Annotated in this window: 18 protein-coding genes; 5 read left to right on the top strand and 13 right to left on the bottom strand. The window is 61.4% G+C overall.

The genetic code is table 11. The features are described 5' to 3' along the window. Window positions 1-3: 3 nt before the first annotated feature. The 3 genes from J2857_RS08070 to J2857_RS08080 form a co-directional block, all read right to left on the bottom strand. Entirely contained in the window at window positions 4-933 is a 930-nt protein-coding gene (locus J2857_RS08070; protein WP_210010082.1) for a carbohydrate ABC transporter permease, read from the bottom strand. 10 nt (window positions 934-943) lie between these two features. After that, a complete protein-coding gene (locus J2857_RS08075; RefSeq protein ID WP_210009580.1) occupies window positions 944-1,846 on the bottom strand; it encodes a carbohydrate ABC transporter permease in 903 nt (300 codons plus the stop codon). 99 nt (window positions 1,847-1,945) lie between these two features. Further along, window positions 1,946-3,181, bottom strand: coding sequence for an ABC transporter substrate-binding protein (locus J2857_RS08080; protein ID WP_210009581.1), 1,236 nt, complete (start codon window positions 3,179-3,181; stop codon window positions 1,946-1,948). A gap of 414 nt (window positions 3,182-3,595) precedes the next feature. Here J2857_RS08080 and J2857_RS08085 point away from each other — a divergent pair, with 414 nt between their 5' ends. Next, on the top strand, window positions 3,596-4,648 hold the full coding sequence (locus J2857_RS08085) for a LacI family transcriptional regulator (protein ID WP_210009582.1): 1,053 nt from the start codon (window positions 3,596-3,598) through the stop codon (window positions 4,646-4,648). Window positions 4,649-4,700: 52 nt separating this feature from the next. On the opposite strand, the gene gndA is transcribed toward J2857_RS08085, so the two are convergent. After that, complete coding sequence (gndA, locus tag J2857_RS08090) at window positions 4,701-6,134, bottom strand: NADP-dependent phosphogluconate dehydrogenase (protein ID WP_210009583.1); 1,434 nt, start codon at window positions 6,132-6,134, stop codon at window positions 4,701-4,703. Window positions 6,135-6,311: 177 nt separating this feature from the next. Here gndA and J2857_RS08095 point away from each other — a divergent pair, with 177 nt between their 5' ends. From J2857_RS08095 to J2857_RS08105, 3 genes are all read left to right on the top strand, one after another. Further along, the gene (locus tag J2857_RS08095; RefSeq protein ID WP_210009584.1) at window positions 6,312-7,088 is read left to right on the top strand and encodes a helix-turn-helix domain-containing protein; all 777 of its coding nucleotides are present in this window, start codon (window positions 6,312-6,314) and stop codon (window positions 7,086-7,088) included. A gap of 67 nt (window positions 7,089-7,155) precedes the next feature. After that, window positions 7,156-7,563: an SRPBCC family protein gene (locus tag J2857_RS08100; RefSeq protein WP_210009585.1), complete on the top strand. Its 408-nt coding sequence runs from the start codon at window positions 7,156-7,158 to the stop codon at window positions 7,561-7,563. A gap of 9 nt (window positions 7,564-7,572) precedes the next feature. Beyond that, window positions 7,573-7,929, top strand: coding sequence for a VOC family protein (locus J2857_RS08105; RefSeq protein ID WP_210009586.1), 357 nt, complete (start codon window positions 7,573-7,575; stop codon window positions 7,927-7,929). A gap of 3 nt (window positions 7,930-7,932) precedes the next feature. Here J2857_RS08105 and J2857_RS08110 read toward each other — a convergent pair whose 3' ends face one another. From J2857_RS08110 to J2857_RS08145, 8 genes are all read right to left on the bottom strand, one after another. Further along, on the bottom strand, window positions 7,933-8,646 hold the full coding sequence (locus tag J2857_RS08110; protein WP_210009588.1) for a PAS domain-containing protein: 714 nt from the start codon (window positions 8,644-8,646) through the stop codon (window positions 7,933-7,935). 181 nt (window positions 8,647-8,827) lie between these two features. After that, window positions 8,828-9,757: a lipid A biosynthesis lauroyl acyltransferase gene (locus J2857_RS08115; RefSeq protein ID WP_210009589.1), complete on the bottom strand. Its 930-nt coding sequence runs from the start codon at window positions 9,755-9,757 to the stop codon at window positions 8,828-8,830. 10 nt (window positions 9,758-9,767) lie between these two features. Continuing rightward, on the bottom strand, window positions 9,768-10,796 hold the full coding sequence (locus J2857_RS08120; RefSeq protein WP_210009590.1) for a zinc-binding dehydrogenase: 1,029 nt from the start codon (window positions 10,794-10,796) through the stop codon (window positions 9,768-9,770). 57 nt (window positions 10,797-10,853) lie between these two features. Continuing rightward, window positions 10,854-12,140: a beta-ketoacyl-ACP synthase gene (locus J2857_RS08125; RefSeq protein ID WP_210009591.1), complete on the bottom strand. Its 1,287-nt coding sequence runs from the start codon at window positions 12,138-12,140 to the stop codon at window positions 10,854-10,856. An 11-nt stretch (window positions 12,141-12,151) separates the two neighbouring features. Next, window positions 12,152-13,351 (bottom strand): beta-ketoacyl-ACP synthase, encoded by a 1,200-nt coding sequence (locus tag J2857_RS08130; RefSeq protein WP_210009592.1) that lies wholly within the window; start codon window positions 13,349-13,351, stop codon window positions 12,152-12,154. A gap of 39 nt (window positions 13,352-13,390) precedes the next feature. After that, window positions 13,391-13,864: a 3-hydroxyacyl-ACP dehydratase FabZ family protein gene (locus tag J2857_RS08135; protein ID WP_210009593.1), complete on the bottom strand. Its 474-nt coding sequence runs from the start codon at window positions 13,862-13,864 to the stop codon at window positions 13,391-13,393. A 31-nt stretch (window positions 13,865-13,895) separates the two neighbouring features. Next, window positions 13,896-14,180: an acyl carrier protein gene (locus J2857_RS08140; RefSeq protein WP_092662234.1), complete on the bottom strand. Its 285-nt coding sequence runs from the start codon at window positions 14,178-14,180 to the stop codon at window positions 13,896-13,898. Window positions 14,181-14,297: 117 nt separating this feature from the next. Further along, window positions 14,298-15,269 (bottom strand): nucleoside hydrolase, encoded by a 972-nt coding sequence (locus J2857_RS08145; RefSeq protein WP_210009594.1) that lies wholly within the window; start codon window positions 15,267-15,269, stop codon window positions 14,298-14,300. Window positions 15,270-15,447: 178 nt separating this feature from the next. Here J2857_RS08145 and J2857_RS08150 point away from each other — a divergent pair, with 178 nt between their 5' ends. After that, a complete protein-coding gene (locus J2857_RS08150; RefSeq protein WP_210009595.1) occupies window positions 15,448-16,233 on the top strand; it encodes a TSUP family transporter in 786 nt (261 codons plus the stop codon). On the opposite strand, the gene cobU is transcribed toward J2857_RS08150, so the two are convergent. Continuing rightward, window positions 16,230-16,751 carry a bifunctional adenosylcobinamide kinase/adenosylcobinamide-phosphate guanylyltransferase gene (cobU, locus tag J2857_RS08155; protein ID WP_210009596.1) on the bottom strand — a complete coding sequence of 174 codons (522 nt, stop codon included), beginning with the start codon at window positions 16,749-16,751 and terminating at the stop codon, window positions 16,230-16,232. The genes J2857_RS08150 and cobU overlap by 4 nt on opposite strands. Window positions 16,752-17,380 lie beyond the last annotated feature (629 nt).

Consider the following 17,380-nt stretch of genomic DNA (forward strand, 5'->3'; position numbering starts at 1 on the left):
GGCTTACCCTTTGACTGCGCCGGCCGCGATGCCGCGGACGAAAAGCCGGCCGGAAACGAAATAGACGATCAGCGGAACTGCACCGGTCAACAGCGTCGCCGCCATGTTGACGTTGTATTCCTTCACGCCCTGGACGGAGTTGACGATGTTGTTGAGCTGCACGGTCATCGGATAGGTATCCGGCCGGGTGAACACCACGCCGAACAGGAAGTCGTTCCAGATGCCGGTGGTCTGCAGGATCATCGAAACGACGAAGATCGGCAGCGACATGGGCAGCATGATCCTGAAATAGATCTGCCAGAACCCTGCACCGTCGATGCGGGCAGCCTTGAACAGCTCCTCCGGCAGCGAGACGAAATAGTTGCGGAACAGCAGCGTCTGGATCGGCATGCCGAAGATCGAATGCACCAGGATGAGACCGTAGAGCGTGCCGTAAAGGCCCATTTCGCGCAGCACGATGACGATCGGATAGATCATCACCTGATAGGGGATGAAGGCGCCGACGATCAGGATCGTGAAGAAGATCTCGGAGCCCTTGAACCGCCAGTTGGCGAGCGCATAACCGTTGACCGAAGCGATCGCGATCGACACCATCACCGACGGCACGGTGATGCGAACCGAGTTCCAGAAGCCGCGCGAAAGGCCGTCGCAGTTCAAGCCCGTGCAGGCTTGCGCCCAGGCCTTCACCCAAGGCTCGAAGGTGATCTCCATCGGCGGCGAAAAGATGTTGCCGAGGCGGATTTCCGGCATGCCCTTCAGCGACGTGACGACCATCACATAGAGAGGAATAAGGTAATAAATTGCTGCAAGGCCGAGCGCACCGTAGACGATGATATTGCGCGGCGAGAGCACCTTGCGGGGCCGTTTTCCCTGCGGACCGGCTTGCAGCCGGGAACCGTTGGAGCCGGAGATGGCAGGCCCAGAGATGGGCATCGTGAGCGATTTATCCACGCTTGCGTCCTCCGAATTCGAGGTAGGCCCAGGGCACGATGATGATGGCGACGGCGAGCAGCATCATGGTGGATGCCGCAAAGCCCTGGCCGAGGTTCTGGGCGAAGAACATGTAGTCGTAGACGTATTTGGCAGGCACGTCGGAGGCGATGCCGGGGCCGCCGCTCGTCTGCGCCACGACAAGGTCGTAGATCCTGACGATGCCGCTAGCGATGATGACCAGCGTGGTGACGAAGACCGGCCGCATCATCGGGATGATGATGAAGAGATAGGTCTTCCACATCGGGATGCCGTCGACCCGCGCGGCCTTCCAGATATCCTCGTCGATGCCGCGAAGGCCGGCAAGCATCAGGCACATGACGAGGCCCGTCCCCTGCCAGAGCGCGGCAATCAGGATGCCGTAGATGACGATATCGGAATTGTAGAGCGGATCGAAGGTGAAGGTCGTCCAGCCGAGAGAGCGCACCACCGACTGCACCCCGAATTCAGGGTTGAGGATCCATTGCCAGACAAGGCCGGTGACGATGAAGGACAGCGCGAACGGATAGAGGAAGATGGTCCGGAACGTGTTTTCGAAACGGATCTTCTGGTCCATCAGCGCGGCCAGCAGGAAACCGATCGTCAGGCTGAAGATCAGCGACAGGCATCCGTAGGTCGCGAGATTCTGGATCGAGACGAGCCAGCGCGGCGTATCCCAGAGCCGCTCATACTGTTCCAGGCCGACGAAGGACAGGCGTGGCAGGAGCTTGGAATTGGTGAAGGAATAAACGACGGTCCAGATCGTGCCGCCGAGGAAGATCACCACGGCCGTCAGCATCATCGGGATCGAGGCAATCTTCGAATTGAGATTGCGGAACAACTGGTTGGGTCGGCCGGGCTGAGTGTGCGCCGCCATGGTCAACTCCTCTGGATAACAAAGGCTGCTGGAAGCAAGCCACCACCGGCCCCGCCCCTCTCGGACGCGGAGCCGGCTGTTGGATCGCTGTCTGTCGGATCAACCGGCCTTGGAGAAAATGGCGACGAAGCGTTTCTGCGCTTCCTCGGCCGTGATCGACGTATTGGCGAAGAACTGCGACATCAGATCTTCCAGCTGCTTCTGCGTATCCTGCGTGATGAGCTGGTCGGTGCTGGTGACGACATTGCCCTTGGCGAGGATTTCGAGGCCCTTCTTCATGCAGTCGTTGGCGGCCGCAAGATCGACGTCGCCGCGCACCGGCAGCGAGCCCTTTTTGAGGTTGAAGGCAACCTGCGTCTTGGCATCGAGAAGCGTCGAGGCGAGCGCTTCCTGTGCCTTCGTCTTCGCCGCGTCCTTGAGGACCGGGAAGTAGAAGGCGTCGCCGGCCGTCGAGATCACCTCGTTCACGCCGAGGCCAGGCAGGCAGGTATAGTCGACGCCGGCCTTCTTGCCGGCAAGCTGGAACTCGCCCTGCGCCCAGTCACCCATGATCTGGCCGCCGGCCTTGCCGGTGATCACCATGTTGGTGGCCTGGTTCCAATCCTGAACGTTGGTGCCCTTCGACATCTTGCGGGCATCGTCGGCTGCCTTGAAGACCTTGGCCATTTCGGGACCTGCGGCGACCTTTGCGTCCTTGTCGCCATAGACCTTCTGGTAGATGTCCTTGCCGCCGATCGCGACCGTCAGCACGGCGAACAAACCAGTCGACTGCCAGGCCTGGCCGCCGACTGCGAGCGGCACGATGCCGGCCTTTTCAAGCGCCGGAGCGGCTGCGACATATTCGTCCCAGTTCTTCGGAACTGCTACGCCCGCCTTCTTGAAGGCGTCGTTCGAAAGCCACAGCCATTGCCAGGAATGGATGTTGAGCGGAACGCAGTAGATCTTGCCCTCGAAGGTGCAGGATTTCAGCAGGCCCGCGGGGCGGACGATCTTGTCCCAGCCCTCCTTCTTGGCGAGATCGGTGAAATCGCGCATCAGGCCCGCCTGGACCAGTTCCTCGGCCTGACGGCCATGGTTGAACTGGGTGGCCGCCATCGGATCGCCGCCGGTGATACGGCTGATCATGATCGGACGGGCGGTACCGCCGGAGCCGGCGATTGCGCCGTCGACCCATTTGTTCCCGGTTGCGTTAAAGGCCTTGGCAAGCTCCGCGACTGCCGCAGCCTCGCCTCCGGATGTCCACCAATGGGTGACTTCGAGATCTGTGGCATGAGCCGCGCCTAACGGCAGCATCACGGTTGCGGCAAGTACAGCCGCCATAGAACGAATATTCATGAGTCTCCTCCCTCACTGAAACGTTGCCGTAAAAACGTAAGGCAATCGCTGATATGACGCAACCGGTTTTGTCCGAAAAAATTCGCCAGTCGAGAAAATACAATCAAAAGATGAGTTCTGGAGAATTTTCGGGCGTATTCATTCGCCCGAAACAAAGTTCTGGTTCCAGCATTTGAGCCATTTACAGTCAATATCAGGAAGTCTGATTTTCGCATTTGCAAAACTTCATTTCGCATCTGCGTTGTACAACTCTGAGGAACGGGAATTTTCCAATCGTCAAAATTCCTCTCGACATTTTACCTGTATCGTTTCAGTTATTAATTTCGCATCGGAGGACAGGGAGGTGTCGCGACGTTTCCGGGCAAGCTTCGGCCCTTTATAGTGGTCACCTGACTCGGGCAGCGACGGCAAATCATGGATGACAGCGGAAGACCAAGGACGGGAGGAACGCAGACGGCGGTCCGTGAACGTCCAACCTTGAAAACGATCGCCTATATGACGGGCCTCGGTATCACCACCGTCTCGCGGGCGCTGAAGGATGCGCCGGATATCGGCGCCGACACCAAGGAACGCGTCCGGCTCGTCGCCAACCAGCTCGGTTACCAGCCGAACCGCGCAGGCGTGCGCCTCAGAACCGGCAAGACCAATGTCATCGCGCTGGTGCTCAGCATCGACGAGGAGCTGATGGGCTTTACCAGCCAGATGGTGCATGGCATTTCCGAGGTCCTGGGCGGCACGCAATATCACCTCGTGGTGACGCCGCATTCCTTCCAGAAGGACCCGATGGTGCCGGTGCGCTATATCCTCGATACCGGCTCGGCCGACGGAGTGATTATCTCACGCATCGAGCCAGACGACGCGCGGGTACGGCTGATGACGGAGCGGAACCTGCCGTTCGTCACCCACGGCCGCACCGACATGGGGATAGTCCATCCCTATCACGATTATGACAACGAGGCCTATGCCTACAAGGCCGTTCAGAAACTGGTCGAAAAAGGCCGCCGGAGGATCGCGTTCCTATCGCCGGGAAGCCGCTTCTCGTTCTACGTCCACAGCCGCATCGGCTTCGAACGCGGGCTTGCCGATTTCGGGGCAACTGAAGTGCCGATGGGCCGGGTGACCAGCGAGACGCCGCTCGAAGAGATTCGCGCCTATGCGGAACGGATGATGCGCGCGACCGAGCCGCCGGATGGCATCATTTCGATCAGCGGATCGGCGACGATCGCCCTGGTGGCCGGCCTCGAGGCCGCGGGCAGAAAACTGGGCCACGACGTCGACATGGTATCGAAACAGTCGGCCGACTTTCTCAACTGGATCCGCCCGGAGATCTATACGGTCAGCGAGGATATCCGCCAGGCCGGGCGCGAGCTCGCCAAGGCCCTGATGGCGCGCATCGACGGCGTCGGCCCCGAGCTGCTGCAGAGTGTCGCAAAGCCCGCCTGGTCGAAGATGGCGCCAAAGGACTGAAACGAAAACGCCCGCCGGATTGGCGGGCGTTTTGCTTTGCGTGGATCAACGATCAGGCAAATTCGCTAAGGCCGCTGCCCCACGGGCCGTGATGCTTGTCGACGCCGTCGAGGCGGTCGAAGCCATGGGCCCCGAAGAAGTCGCGCTGCGCCTGGATGAGGTTCGCCGTGCCGCGACCGCGACGATAGGCGTCGAAATAGGAGAGCGCCGAGGAAAGCGCCGGAACCGGCAGGCCGGAGAGAGCGGCGTAGGAAACGACGCGACGCAGCGGCGCGTCGGTATCCTTGACCATCTGCGCGAAAGCCGGCGTGACGATCAGGTTCGGCACATGCGGATCCTTGGTGAAGGCCGAAGTAATCTCGTCGAGGAAGGCCGAGCGGATGATGCAGCCGGCACGCCAGATCTTGGCGATCGTCGGCATCGGCAGGTTCCAGTTATATTCCGCGGACGCTGCCGACATGACGGCGAAGCCCTGCGCATAGGCGGCGATCTTGGCGGCGAGCAGTGCGCTTTCGAGGTCGGCGATGAACGCAGCTCTGTCCTTCGGCGCTTCCGCGACCTTTGGGAGGCCGAAGATCTTTTCGGCAGCCAGGCGTTCGGTTCTCTGGGACGAGAGGACACGGCCGGCGACGGCAGCCTCGATGGCGGTCGCAGCAACGCCCATGTTCTGGGCTTCAATGACCGACCACTTGCCGGTGCCCTTCTGGCCGGCGGCATCGACGATGACATCGACCATCGGCTTGCCGGAAATCGGATCGGCGGCGGTCAGGACCGTCTGGCTGATCTCGATCAGATAGGAATTCAGGCGGCCCTCGTTCCACTTGCCGAATACGCCGCCGATTTCGGTCGCGCTCATGCCGAGGCCGTCGCGCAGGATGCCGTAGATTTCGGCGATCATCTGCATGTCGGCATATTCGATGCCGTTATGGATGGTCTTGACGAAATGGCCGGCGCCGTTTTCACCGAGCCAGGCGACGCAGGGCTCGTCGTTGAATTTCGCCGAGATCGAGGTCAGCACCTTCTCGACGCGCTTCCAGCTGTCCTCGGTACCGCCGACCATGATCGACGGGCCGTGGCGCGCACCTTCTTCACCGCCGGAAACGCCCATGCCGATGAAGGTCAGGCCGCTGTCCTTCAGATTGTCGAAGCGGCGCATTGTGTCGCGGAAATTCGCATTGCCGGCATCGATCATGATGTCACCGGCCGAAAGGTAGGGCTTCAGGAGCTCCATCTGCTGGTCGACCGGATCGCCGGCCTTGATCATGATGATGATCGGCCGCGGCGGACGGATGGCGGCGACGAATTCTTCCAGCGTTTCGCACGGGATAAGCTGGCCCTGCAGCTCGCCGGCCTCGGCGTAGAACTTGCGGGTCGCTTCCGGAGACCGGTTGAAGACGGCGATCTTGTTGCCTTTTTCGGCAATGTTGAGGGAGAGGTTAGAGCCCATGACGCCGAGCCCGATAAGGCCGATTTCTGCCTGTTCCACGGATGTGCCTCCATATTGAGATTCGAGGATGTTGTCGCACTCATATAGGCAAACGGCAAGGCGATGGCGACGCTAAACGATTAAATTTCAATGACACTCCGTGGCAAAGCAGCGACCTGTTTTGTCCGAGCGGGACCGCGTCTTGCGACTGCTCAATTCGGATGCGACAACGAGGGTATGAACACGACCAGAGATATGCGCAGGGATTTGCCGATACTGGCTATGCGCGCCGGCACTTACCGAGAGCGGCCGGCGGACGGGCCGCTTTCGAGGCTGTTTTGCCGTGTCTGGTCCCATCACCTGCCGCAGGAATTCGAGGGGCAGATTGCCGTCGTGCCGGACGGCTGCTCGGACCTGATCTGGGCTGGCGGTCAACTGATGGTGATCGGTCCCGACCGCACCGCCGCCTTCCCTGCCCTCCGGCCTGGAGAGATTATTTTCGGCCTGCGCTTCAGGCCCGGCGCGGCTTTGCGTTGGCTCGACGTCCCGTTGAGCGAACTGGTCGGACGAGCCGTGCCGCTCCGCGAGTTCCGCGACGACGTCCGGACGATAGAAGAGCGGCTTGCCGGGGAGAACTGTGCAATGGAGAGGCGCAGGCTGTTGAAGGCCTGGGCGGCAGGAGAGGCATCACTGGCTGCCGAGCCCCAACACCTGGCGGGAACGCTCTTCGAAGAGCTCGGCAGGGGCATGCTGCATGGCTCATCGGCGACGCAGGCACTCGGCGAGCGCACCTTGCGCCGTCGGAGCCACGATCACTTCGGGTACGGGCCGAAGACACTCGAGCGCATCCTTCGCCTACAGCGCTTTCTTCGCATGGTGCGCCAGCCTGCATCCGGAAACCTCGCTCTTCTCGCGCTTGAAGCCGGTTATGCCGATCAGGCGCATATGACGCGCGACGTGAAGGATCTGACCACTTTGACGCCGAGAGAGATCCGCGGGCAACTTTGCGGCTGATTGTCCGTTTTGTTCAAGAACCGCTGTCTCTCATCGGCTAGACCGAGGGAAAATCGAGGATTCCACCATGGCCACCCTGTCCGCCCGTATCGTTCATATCGGCATCGAGAGACCTTGGCAGCAGGTCTATGCCTTCGCGAGCCAGCCTGAAAACATGCCGCTCTGGGCATCCGGCCTTGCAGCCGGGCTTACCCAGGACGGTAAAGACTGGATCGGCGACGGCGGACCGGTCGGCCTGGTGCGGGTGCGGTTCTCGCCTGACAATCCGTTCGGCATCCTCGACCACACTGTGACGATGGAAAACGGCCTCGTCGTCGAAAACCCGTTGCGCGTCGTGGCGAACGGAGACGGGGCGGAAGTCATGTTCACGCTGTTCCAGCGCCCGGACCTCGACGACGCGGCTTTCGAGGCAGACGCCGCCCATGTGCGGAAGGATCTCCGGGCGCTGAAAGACCTGCTGGAAGAAAAGAAATAGGAGGGTCCGATGGGAACCAAGGGAGCGGATCGCAAGATCGACTATATCGAGTTCAACGTGAAGGATATCGAAGCCGCCAAGGCTTTTTACGGCTCGGCCTTCGGCTGGACTTTCACGGACTACGGCCCGGACTATTGCGAATTTCAGGACGGAAGGCTGACAGGTGGATTTGCGAAATCGACGGATGTGGCAGTCAAAGGGGGGCCACTCGTTATCCTCTTCGCGGCCGGTCTGGAAGACGCCCTTGGGCGGATCGAGAAAGCCGGCGGCAGCATCGTCAAGCCGATCTTCTCATTCCCCGGCGGGCGGCGATTCCACTTTACCGATCCGGAGGGCTACGAACTGGCCACCTGGTCCGACAGGTAAGGGTCAGGCAGCGGGGCGCCGGCGCCGGTCGGCGGTTTCCTGCATCACCAGGAGCGCGCCGATCAGCTGTGACGATCCCGAAACGCAGGGCGACATGCGGCAGCGAAAGACGACCGTCTGGCCGTTGATCTGATCCGCGTAGGTGAGCGATATGCTCTCGCCGGCAAAACACCGGTCAAGGTTCGGCTTGAAATCGTTCTTGAAACGACGGAGGCCGACAAATTCCGCGAAATGCCGGCCGATCAGTTCGTCGCGTGCGAGGTCGAGTCGGCGGGCGTTGGTCTCGTTGGAATAGAAGATCCGATAGCCCGGCGCGATCACAACGATACGGTCGGAAATGCGGTTGAGCAGGGCGTCGTCGAGAAAACCGTCAACTGTCGCATCGGCGATCACCGCGTGCTCGGGCGGCTCCGGCTCTGGGCGGCGATTGGCCGACAGACCCATTTCCGGGACGACATAACGCTCCACAAGCATCTGCAGCAAATGTCCGTTGCGGCGGACGCAGCCGCGGTCATCGGCCTCTTCGTTCAGGAGGTCGAGCGCGAAGCGGAATTGCGCCTGGATGCTGGCCGGATCCTTGCTCTGGCTCGAAAAGACGGCCAGCAGAAGCGGATCGAGTTCGCGATCGAGCGAAGCGGTCGCGGATGCATCGTTACGCTCGACCGCCTGTCGCAGATCGGCGTATTTTGACCAGAACAGATCGATCAACGCTTCCAAAATGCCCTCCCCCTCGTCCGGAGATATCGCCGATCCTTTCCCATGATCGACGCCTCGGGTATTAAATGCGATTCAGATTAATTTATCCCTCAAAAAGCAGAGCCAATATTTGGCCGGTGACTTAACGTATAAGTCCTGTCATGCAACGCGGAGACGCGATAAAATATAAAATATTATCCGGTTACAGATACCGTTTGATATGCCACCGGTCGTGGTACCAGAGCCATTGTTCCGGGTATTCGCGAACCCAGGCTTCCACCTTGTCGTTGAGGAGCTGCCCGGTGGCCTGGAGGTCGAGTTTGCCTTTCGCATCGCGCGGCAGTTCGATCTTCGGCTCGATCTCGAGCCGGAAGCGATTGCCCGGCAGTCGGATGCAGCGGGCCGGATAAACTTCCGCATCGAACTGCCGAACCAGCTTTGCGAGCAAGGGGCTCGTCTGGACGGGCTGTCCGAAAAAGCTGGTCTTGAGCCCTTTGCGGAATTTCTGATCCACAAGGACGCCAACGCCGCCGCCCGTTTCGAGCTTGCGCGCCAAAGCAAAGGACGAGCCGGCATGCGAAGGCACGAGCTGCCCCATACGGGCGCTGCGGAAGGCAAAAACCTTGTCGGCGATGTAAGGATTGTTCGGCGGCCGGAAGAGAACCGTCACTTCGAGGCCGAACGCGTTACCGGCGACCGGCAGCAGTTCGAAATTGCCTGTATGGGCCGTGAAGACGATGAACGGGCGCGGATTGTCGCGCAGGTCCACGAAGATCGGCACGCCCGAGACTTCCACCCTGCCCGGTTTGTCCTGTTCGGGATCGAAATCGAACAGCCTGTCGAGGAAGACGTATTCGGCGGCGAGCCGGCCCATATGGCCCCAGCTCGCTATGGCGATCTCCTCAAGCTCCTCGTCGGTCTTTTCCGGATAAGCGTTGCGCAGGTTGACGAGCATCAGCTTGTGGCGGCCGAGCTTCGGCCCGATGCGCCGCGCCATACGGTCGGCGAACCGAATGCCCGGATCCGCCGGAAAAATCTTCAGGAAATTCAGGAGCCCGAACGCGCTCTGCGCCACCACCCATTGCTGGAAGTGGAGGAGCGCCAGGGCGATCCGGGTGATGAACATCTTCACGGGAGACGCCTCAGTCCATCCGGAGGACGATCTTGCCGAACACCTGGCGGGTTTCCATCCGCTCCAGCGCCTTGTCGATCTCGGCGAAGGTGACTTCCGTGTCGATCACCGGATGAACGATGCCCTGGGCCATCTTCTGCATGGCATTTGCCATGTTCTCCATGCGGCAGCCGAAGGAGCCGAATAGCTTCAGCTGCTGCTGGAAGAGCATCATCAGGTTCATGTCGGTCGAGACGCCGGACGTGGAACCGCAGGTCACGAGGCGGCCGCCGCGCTTCATGGACAGCATCGAGCCCGCCCAGGTATCCTTGCCGACATGTTCGAAGACGACGTCGACGCCCTTCTTCTTGGTGAGCTTGCGCACGACGCCCTCGAAGCGGTCGGTGCGGTAGTTGATGACGTGATCGGCGCCGAGCGCCTTGGCCCGTTCGATCTTGTCGTCCGAGCCAACGGTCGTGATGACGGTGCAGCCGATCTTCTTGGCGAGCTGGATCGCCGCCGTGCCGATGCCCGAGCCACCCGCATGGACGAGAATGGTTTCGCCCGGCTGCAGCTTGGCGTTGTCGAACAACATGTGCTCGACGGTGCCGAACGTGACCGGTGCAAGGGCTGCCGCGACCGCATCGACGCCCGGAGGTGCCGGCACCAGCAGGCGGGCCGGCAGGTTGGCCTTCTCCTGCGCAAAGCCGTCCAGATGGAAGCCGTGAACGCCCGAAACGTGTTCGCAGAGATTGTCGCGCTTCTCGCGGCAGGGTTTGCAGAGACCACAGGTGCGCGCACCATAGATCGACACGAGCTGGCCCGGCAGCACGTTCGATACGCCCGGCCCGATCGCCTCGACGACGCCGGAAGCTTCCGCGCCGATCGTCAGCGGCATCTTGCGCTTGGCGAATGCCATGCCGCGCCAGCCCCAGACGTCGATATGGTTGAGCGCGACCGCCTTGACCCGCAGCGTTACCTCACCCGGGCCCGGAGCTTCCGGCTCGGGAATGTCCACCGCTTCGAGCTTCCGGTCATCGATCAGTTGCAGAGCGCGCATATAGTCTTCCTTCGCCCGGAGGCGTCCCAATTCGTCAAACGTGATTGGCGACGGTCTCTAAGCCGGTTCCAGCGTCATGACAAGGCTGGCGTTCTGTCCGCCGAAGCCGAATGAGTTGGAAAGGACCGCCTTCGGCTGCCCGTCCCGCTTTTTGTTCGGCACCACATCAAGCACGATCGTCGGATCGGGGTTGGTGTAGTTGATGGTCGGCGGCAGGGTTCCGGTCAGCATCGTCTGGATCGAGAAGACGGCCTCGACGGCGCCGGCCGCGGTCAGCGTATGGCCTATCATCGACTTGTTGGAGGAAACCGGAATTTCCTTCAGTCGATCGCCGAAGACGGCGAGCATCGCGCCATATTCCATCTTGTCGTTTTCCGGCGTCGAGGTGCCGTGCGCATTGATATAGCCGATGCCGCTTTCGTCCATGCCGGCATCCGCCAGCGCAGCACGAATCGTGGCGATCGCCGGGCCGCCGTCCGGCGAGGAACGGGTGCGGTGGAAATGGTCGGCCTTTTCGCCGCAGCCCTTCATGATGCCGAGCACCTTGGCGCCGCGGGCGATCGCCGATTCGAGCGATTCGAGCACCAGCGTCGCGGCACCTTCTGCGATGACGAACCCGTCGCGATCCTTGCTGAACGGCTTGGAAGCCTTTTCCGGCGGGTCGTTCTGGGTGGAGAGCGCGGAAAGGAGCGAGAAGCGGATCAGCGCTTCGGCGCTGACCGAACCGTCGGTCGCTACCACCAGCGACCGGTCGGTACGGCCCTGGCGGATCGCTTCGACGCCGAGCTGGATGGCGGTGACACCGGAGGCGCAGGCGGTCGAGAGCGTCACCGGCAGTCCGCGTGTGCCGAACTTGTCGGCAAGGCGTTCGGAGATCGAGCCGAACTGGACGGCTTCGAGGAAGACCGGGTCCGGACGTTCGCGCATGGCGGCAAGGAAGCGGTCATAGGCGTCACCTTCGGTCTTTGACGGCGGAGCGCGGTCGGCAAGCGCAAAACGATCGCTCCATTCCGGCTCGACCGGCGGTGCGGCGAGGAAGAGCGGTCCGTCGAAATCGCCGGAAAGGCCCGACTGGGCGAGCGCCTCGGTGGTGGTCTCGCGGGCGAAGGCGAAGGAACGCTCCACGGAATTTTCGGCCGGAACGGCGATGAAATCCACCGTGCCGCTGATCCGGGTGGACAGGCCCTCGGTCGGGAAACGGGTCACCTTGTGGATTCCGGAAGTGCCGGACGTCAGCGCAGCCCAGTTGTCGGCAAGTCCCTGGCCGAGCGAGGTGATGACGCCCATGCCGGTGATCGCGATGATCGGACGGCCGAGATGATCCTTGAAGCGGTTGTCGCTCATCAAAATCTCCTTTACGCGGCCGAGAGGACAGCAAGGCCCTCGCCGCGCGTATAACCGACTGATGTCACCACCGCATGCTTTGCGGGCGCCGCCATCGGCCGTTCGTTCTGGGCATCGAATGTGGGAACCTTTGCGGCTCCATCCAAGGTCAGTGCGGCAAGTGCCAGACCAAGCGGGAACTGCGCTTCCATGCCATGTCCGGTAACGCCGCCGAAACCGCGGATCGCAGCACCGGGAAACTCCGTCTCCAGCAGCGCCTTTTCGCGCGACGCCAGATCCACGACGCCGCTGGCGCCCGAAAAGACGACCGTATCGGCCTTGGAAATGCCAGAGGCATGGCCGGCAAGACGGGTGAGGCGCTTTTCGAGCCTGCCCTCGTCGCGATTGCCGCGATCGCCTTCGATGGCATCGATGACAGCGTAGACATGCGCGCCGCGTGCTTGCGCATGGGCGCGCGATTCGAGCACCAGGAAGGCGCCGACCGTGCCCATGATCATGCCGCCGCCATCCTCAGTGGAACGCGACCACAGCGGATGCCAGCCGCCGGTCGCATGCGCACGAATACCCTCGACAAGAAGAATGATGTCGGCGCGTTCGGCGACGAATGCGCCGCCGACCAGGCTGTGGGTCGATTGGCCGGCTTTAATGCGGTGGAAGGCGGTCTCGACGGCTGAGATGCCGGCCGCCTCTTCGCCCATGAACGTGCGCGACGAACCGGTGACCTTGTGGACGATCGAGATATTGCCGGCGACCAGATTGGAAAGCTGCGCCAGAAACAGCGTCGGGCGGAGCTCGGTCGTCAGCTTCTCGTTCAAAAGCATTTCGCGGTCGTTGCGCTTCAGCGCTTCGTCGACGATCAGCGAATCGACCTTGATGTCGCGTTCGCCGCCGCCGGCGGCCACGATCATGTCCATGGAAGCGCAGGCGTCCGCATCCGTCTTCAGGCCGGCGTCGTCGAGCGCGAGGCCTGCGGAAAACACGCCGAGCCGCTGCCAGTTCTCCATCTGGCGCTGGTCGCCACGCTTGGCGATCTGCGCCGACCAGTCGATCTCGGGCATCGGATGCACCGGATACGGCGCGAAACGATCGGTCTCGACTTTCGGGACGCCCGCTTCCGCCGACGACAGCAGCGCGATATGCGGCTCCTTGCCAACGCCCTGGCTGGTGACGATCCCGATACCGGTGATCACGACATCATTGTCAGACTTCATAATGTCCTCTTTGACCCACCGGACTGAACGGGCGGGTTTTTATGCGCCTGCGGCAATCGCATCCATCAGGCCGACCTCTTCCGCGCGCTTGCGGATGACCGGCGCCAGCGGGATTTCGCTGAACGGCATGGTGCGCAGTTTGAGCTGCGCATCGCAGACCTTCTTGCCGTTACACGTGATCTTTGCCTTGGTCACCGCGTAACCGGATCCCTCATGCTCCAGAAACGCCTCGATGTCGAGAACCGCGTCGGGTTCCACAAAGGCGCGCATCTTGGCACCGTCGACCGACATCAAAAACGGCATGGCGGCGAAATCGGTGGCGGCAAGCACCAGGAAACCGGAGGCCTGCGCCATGGTCTCGATCAGGAGCACGCCCGGCACCAGCGGCATTCCGGGAAAATGGCCTTCGAAGACAGGGCTTTTGGACGGCACGACAGACCGCGCCTTCAACACCTTGGCCCCAAGATCGACCGCTTCGACGCGGTCGATCATCTGGAAATATTCGAGCAGCATGAGTTTGCCGGCCCGGGATGATCAGTGACGATCAGCCCTTGGCCGCCTTCAGCTCGTCGATCTTGGCACACAGGTTCTTCAGAACGAAGTACTCTTCGGTCGAAACCTTGCCCTCGTTCACTTCCTGGGTCCACTGTTCCAGCGGAATCTTGATCCCGAATTCCTTGTCGATGGCGAATACGATATCCAGGAAGTCCAGGCTGTCGATGCCCAGGTCATCGATCGTGTGGCTTTCCGGCGTGATGGTTTCGCGATCGATTTCGCTGGTTTCAGCGATGATGTCGGCAACTTTATCGAATGTAGCTGTCACGCCCATGTCCTTTGTCGAATATCAAAATCAAGGTTCCACATAGGGAAATCGATCACAAATGCCAATGGCCTCGTGTTCCCGCATGAAAATTTGCACCGGAACTGTTGCCTAAACAGCAATCGCCTAGGCTCCGGAGGCCCGGCTCTCGACCAGCGCGGCCCGGATCACCTCCAGAACCTCGCCCGATCGGACATCGGTGCACACCCACTGGCTCGGCTGGCCGTCCCAGGCCGTGCCGACGAACTTGCGGGCGTTGTCCGGCGCCTGGATGGTTTCGCCATCCGCAATGCCGCCGCAGACGACTCGCACCGGACCGGTGCGGAGGATGAAGAGGTCAGGCCGCACCAGATAGACGCAGGCCGTGCTGTCATGCACCGCCATGCCGGAAATGCCAACACGGCTCTTGTAGAATTCGATATAATATTGCGACAGGTCGGAGAGTAGCTGCACCGACTTTTCACCCGACTTGGCCATGTCGGCGAGATACTCCCCCGTCATGATCGTCTTCATCGTCACGTCCAGACCGACGATCGTGACCTTCCACGGCGTGGTGAATATGATGTCGGCGGCTTCCGGATCGCCATGGATATTGGCTTCCGCTGCCGGCGTGACGTTGCCGTTCACATCGAAGGCGCCGCCCATGACGATGACTTCCTTGACGAGACCGGCGAAATCCGGATCGGCCTGCAGCGCCAGCGCCAGGTTGGTCATCCGGCCGACGGCGATCAGCGTCACCTCCCCCGGATTGTCGCGGACGGTGTCGATTATGAACTGGTAGGCGGGACGCGGATCGAGCGGCCAGTCGATCGTCTCCGGCAGACCGATATTGCCGAGACCGTCAAGGCCATGCACGACGGAAGCGGCGCGATCGTCGCTGCGCAACGGATCGATCGTCCTGTCGGCGCCTTTGGCGATGGGGGCTGAAATCCCCCACTCCTGATGCAGGAACTGCGCATTGCGGGTGGTGAGATCGAGCGGAACATTGCCGAAAACGGTCGTCACGCCAAGAAGGTCGATCTCCGGGTGCCGGTGCAGAAAGAGCAGCGCCATTGCGTCGTCAACGCCGGGATCCGTGTCGAAAATCACCTTGTGCATATGCTTTTCCTCATTTCGGCTCTTCGAAAGCGGCGCACAATAACGCCAAACCGATGATGCGCAATCCCGGAAGCGACATGGCTGCGGTTCGCGGAAGGCGATTGCGGTGACGACGGTTCGATGCGAAAAGCCCGCCGTGCCCGTCCGGGTCCGCTTCCGCTTACAGAGTCTCCTCCCCTTGACCGACCTCGCATTCCAATTTCTCTTCCTACTGTTTCTTGCCGCGATTTTTGCCGGTTTCGTCGATTCGATTGCCGGCGGTGGCGGGCTCATCACCATCCCGGTCATGCTGATCGCAGGCATTCCGCCGCTCGAATCGCTTGCCACCAACAAGCTGCAGTCGCAGTTCGGGTCGGCGTCAGCGACGATCGCCTATGCGCGGCGAGGTCACGTGAACCTCAAAAGCCAGTTGCCGATGGCGGCGATGTCACTGATCGGCGGGGCCGTCGGCGCCACCCTCGCGTCGCTGGTGCCGGCAGGCTGGCTTGCGGCGGCAATCCCGTTCCTGCTGATCGCCATCGCGCTGTTCTTCGCGGTCAAGCCCAACCTCAACGACATCGACAGTCACCGGCGGGTGACGCCCTTCGTGTTCGGCGTGACGGTCGTGCCGTTGGTCGGCCTCTACGACGGCATATTCGGGCCTGGCGCAGGCTCGTTCTACATGCTGGGTTTCGTGCTGCTCGCGGGCTTCGGCATGCTGAAGGCGACCGCTCATACCAAGCTGATCAATCTCGGCTCGAATTTCGGCTCGTTCCTGGTCTTTGCGGCAACCGGGTCGGTGCTTTGGAAGATTGGCCTGATCATGGGCGTTGGCCAGTTCCTCGGCGCCCAGGTGGGTTCGCGGCTGGCCATGAAGAACGGCGCGAAACTGATCAAGCCGCTTCTGGTCGTGTCCTGCCTGGCGCTGGCGCTGAAACTGCTCGCCGATCCAGCCCATCCCGTCCGCGTCTGGCTCGGCTTCTAGCCCTTCATCCTGAGGGGCAGGCCGGCTGCGATGAAGAAGACCTCGTCGGCCGATGCCGCGATCCGCTGATGCAGCCTTCCGGCATGGTCTCGGAACTCCCGCGCCATCTTGTTGTCCGGCACGATGCCGAGGCCGACCTCGTTGGAGACGAGGATCAGCTTCGCCGAGAGGCTTTCGAACCGGCGCACGAAGGCGGCGGCTGCAATGTCGATATCGCGCTCGTCCATCATCAGGTTGGTGAGCCAGAGCGTCAGGCAATCGACGAGGATGACCCTGCCCGGCGCATCGATATCGCTCAGTCGCTCCACCAGATCGAGCGGCACTTCATGCGTGGTCCAGCCGTCTCCGCGATCGACACGATGCCGGGCGATGCGCTCGCGCATCTCGTCGTCATAGGCACGACCGGTGGCGACGTAGTGCCGTTCCAGGCCGCTCTCCTTGGCAAGCCTTTCCGAAAAGCCGGATTTGCCCGAGCGGGCGCCGCCGAGGACGAGGGTGACGTGACCGGTGCGTGTCATGGAGAAAACGGCCTGAACCAGAGGGGACCGGACGATTCGTAGACAGGAGGCGTCCGGCCCTGTTGGTGATGATGTCTCTGGATTCGCATTGCCGATAAATGGTGCAGCTATATACGCCGAGTGTCAACCAACACCCGTTGGCCTTTGCTCGGCTTCATCGACGAAGGCAGCCTCGGCTGACCGGGTCGGGCCAGCCGATTTCGGCCGCAAACCCGCACATTTGGCAAAGGAGGCCGTGGCCCCATATTTGACAGTCGCGAGTTTGACAACGATCGGAAGATGAGGTGTCCGCGGGCCAACAAACTGGGCCTGCCATCGGACGGCAAGGGCGACCGGTACGCACTACCTGATCCGGCGCCAAGCGCGAGCTAACCGCCCGCATGAAAAGCAATAACGCCACATTCTTACCGGATGGTTAGTGAACTCCGTGAGCTGTGTGTTTTTCCCATTTTTCCGTTCTTTCCGAAAGAATGACGGAGTGGATAGCGGGGGCTACCGGAAAAAGGCCCAGCCTGACGCGATACGGCTTCGCAATCAGTGAATGTCTGCGTCCTTGGAAGTGGTGGTCTTAGGAGGCTAAATCGTTGACCAGCGCAGATTGCGCCATCCTGCGCGTGTTGATTTCTGAT

The sequence above is a fragment of the Neorhizobium galegae genome (genome assembly GCF_017877055.1).
Lineage (GTDB): Bacteria > Pseudomonadota > Alphaproteobacteria > Rhizobiales > Rhizobiaceae > Neorhizobium > Neorhizobium galegae_D.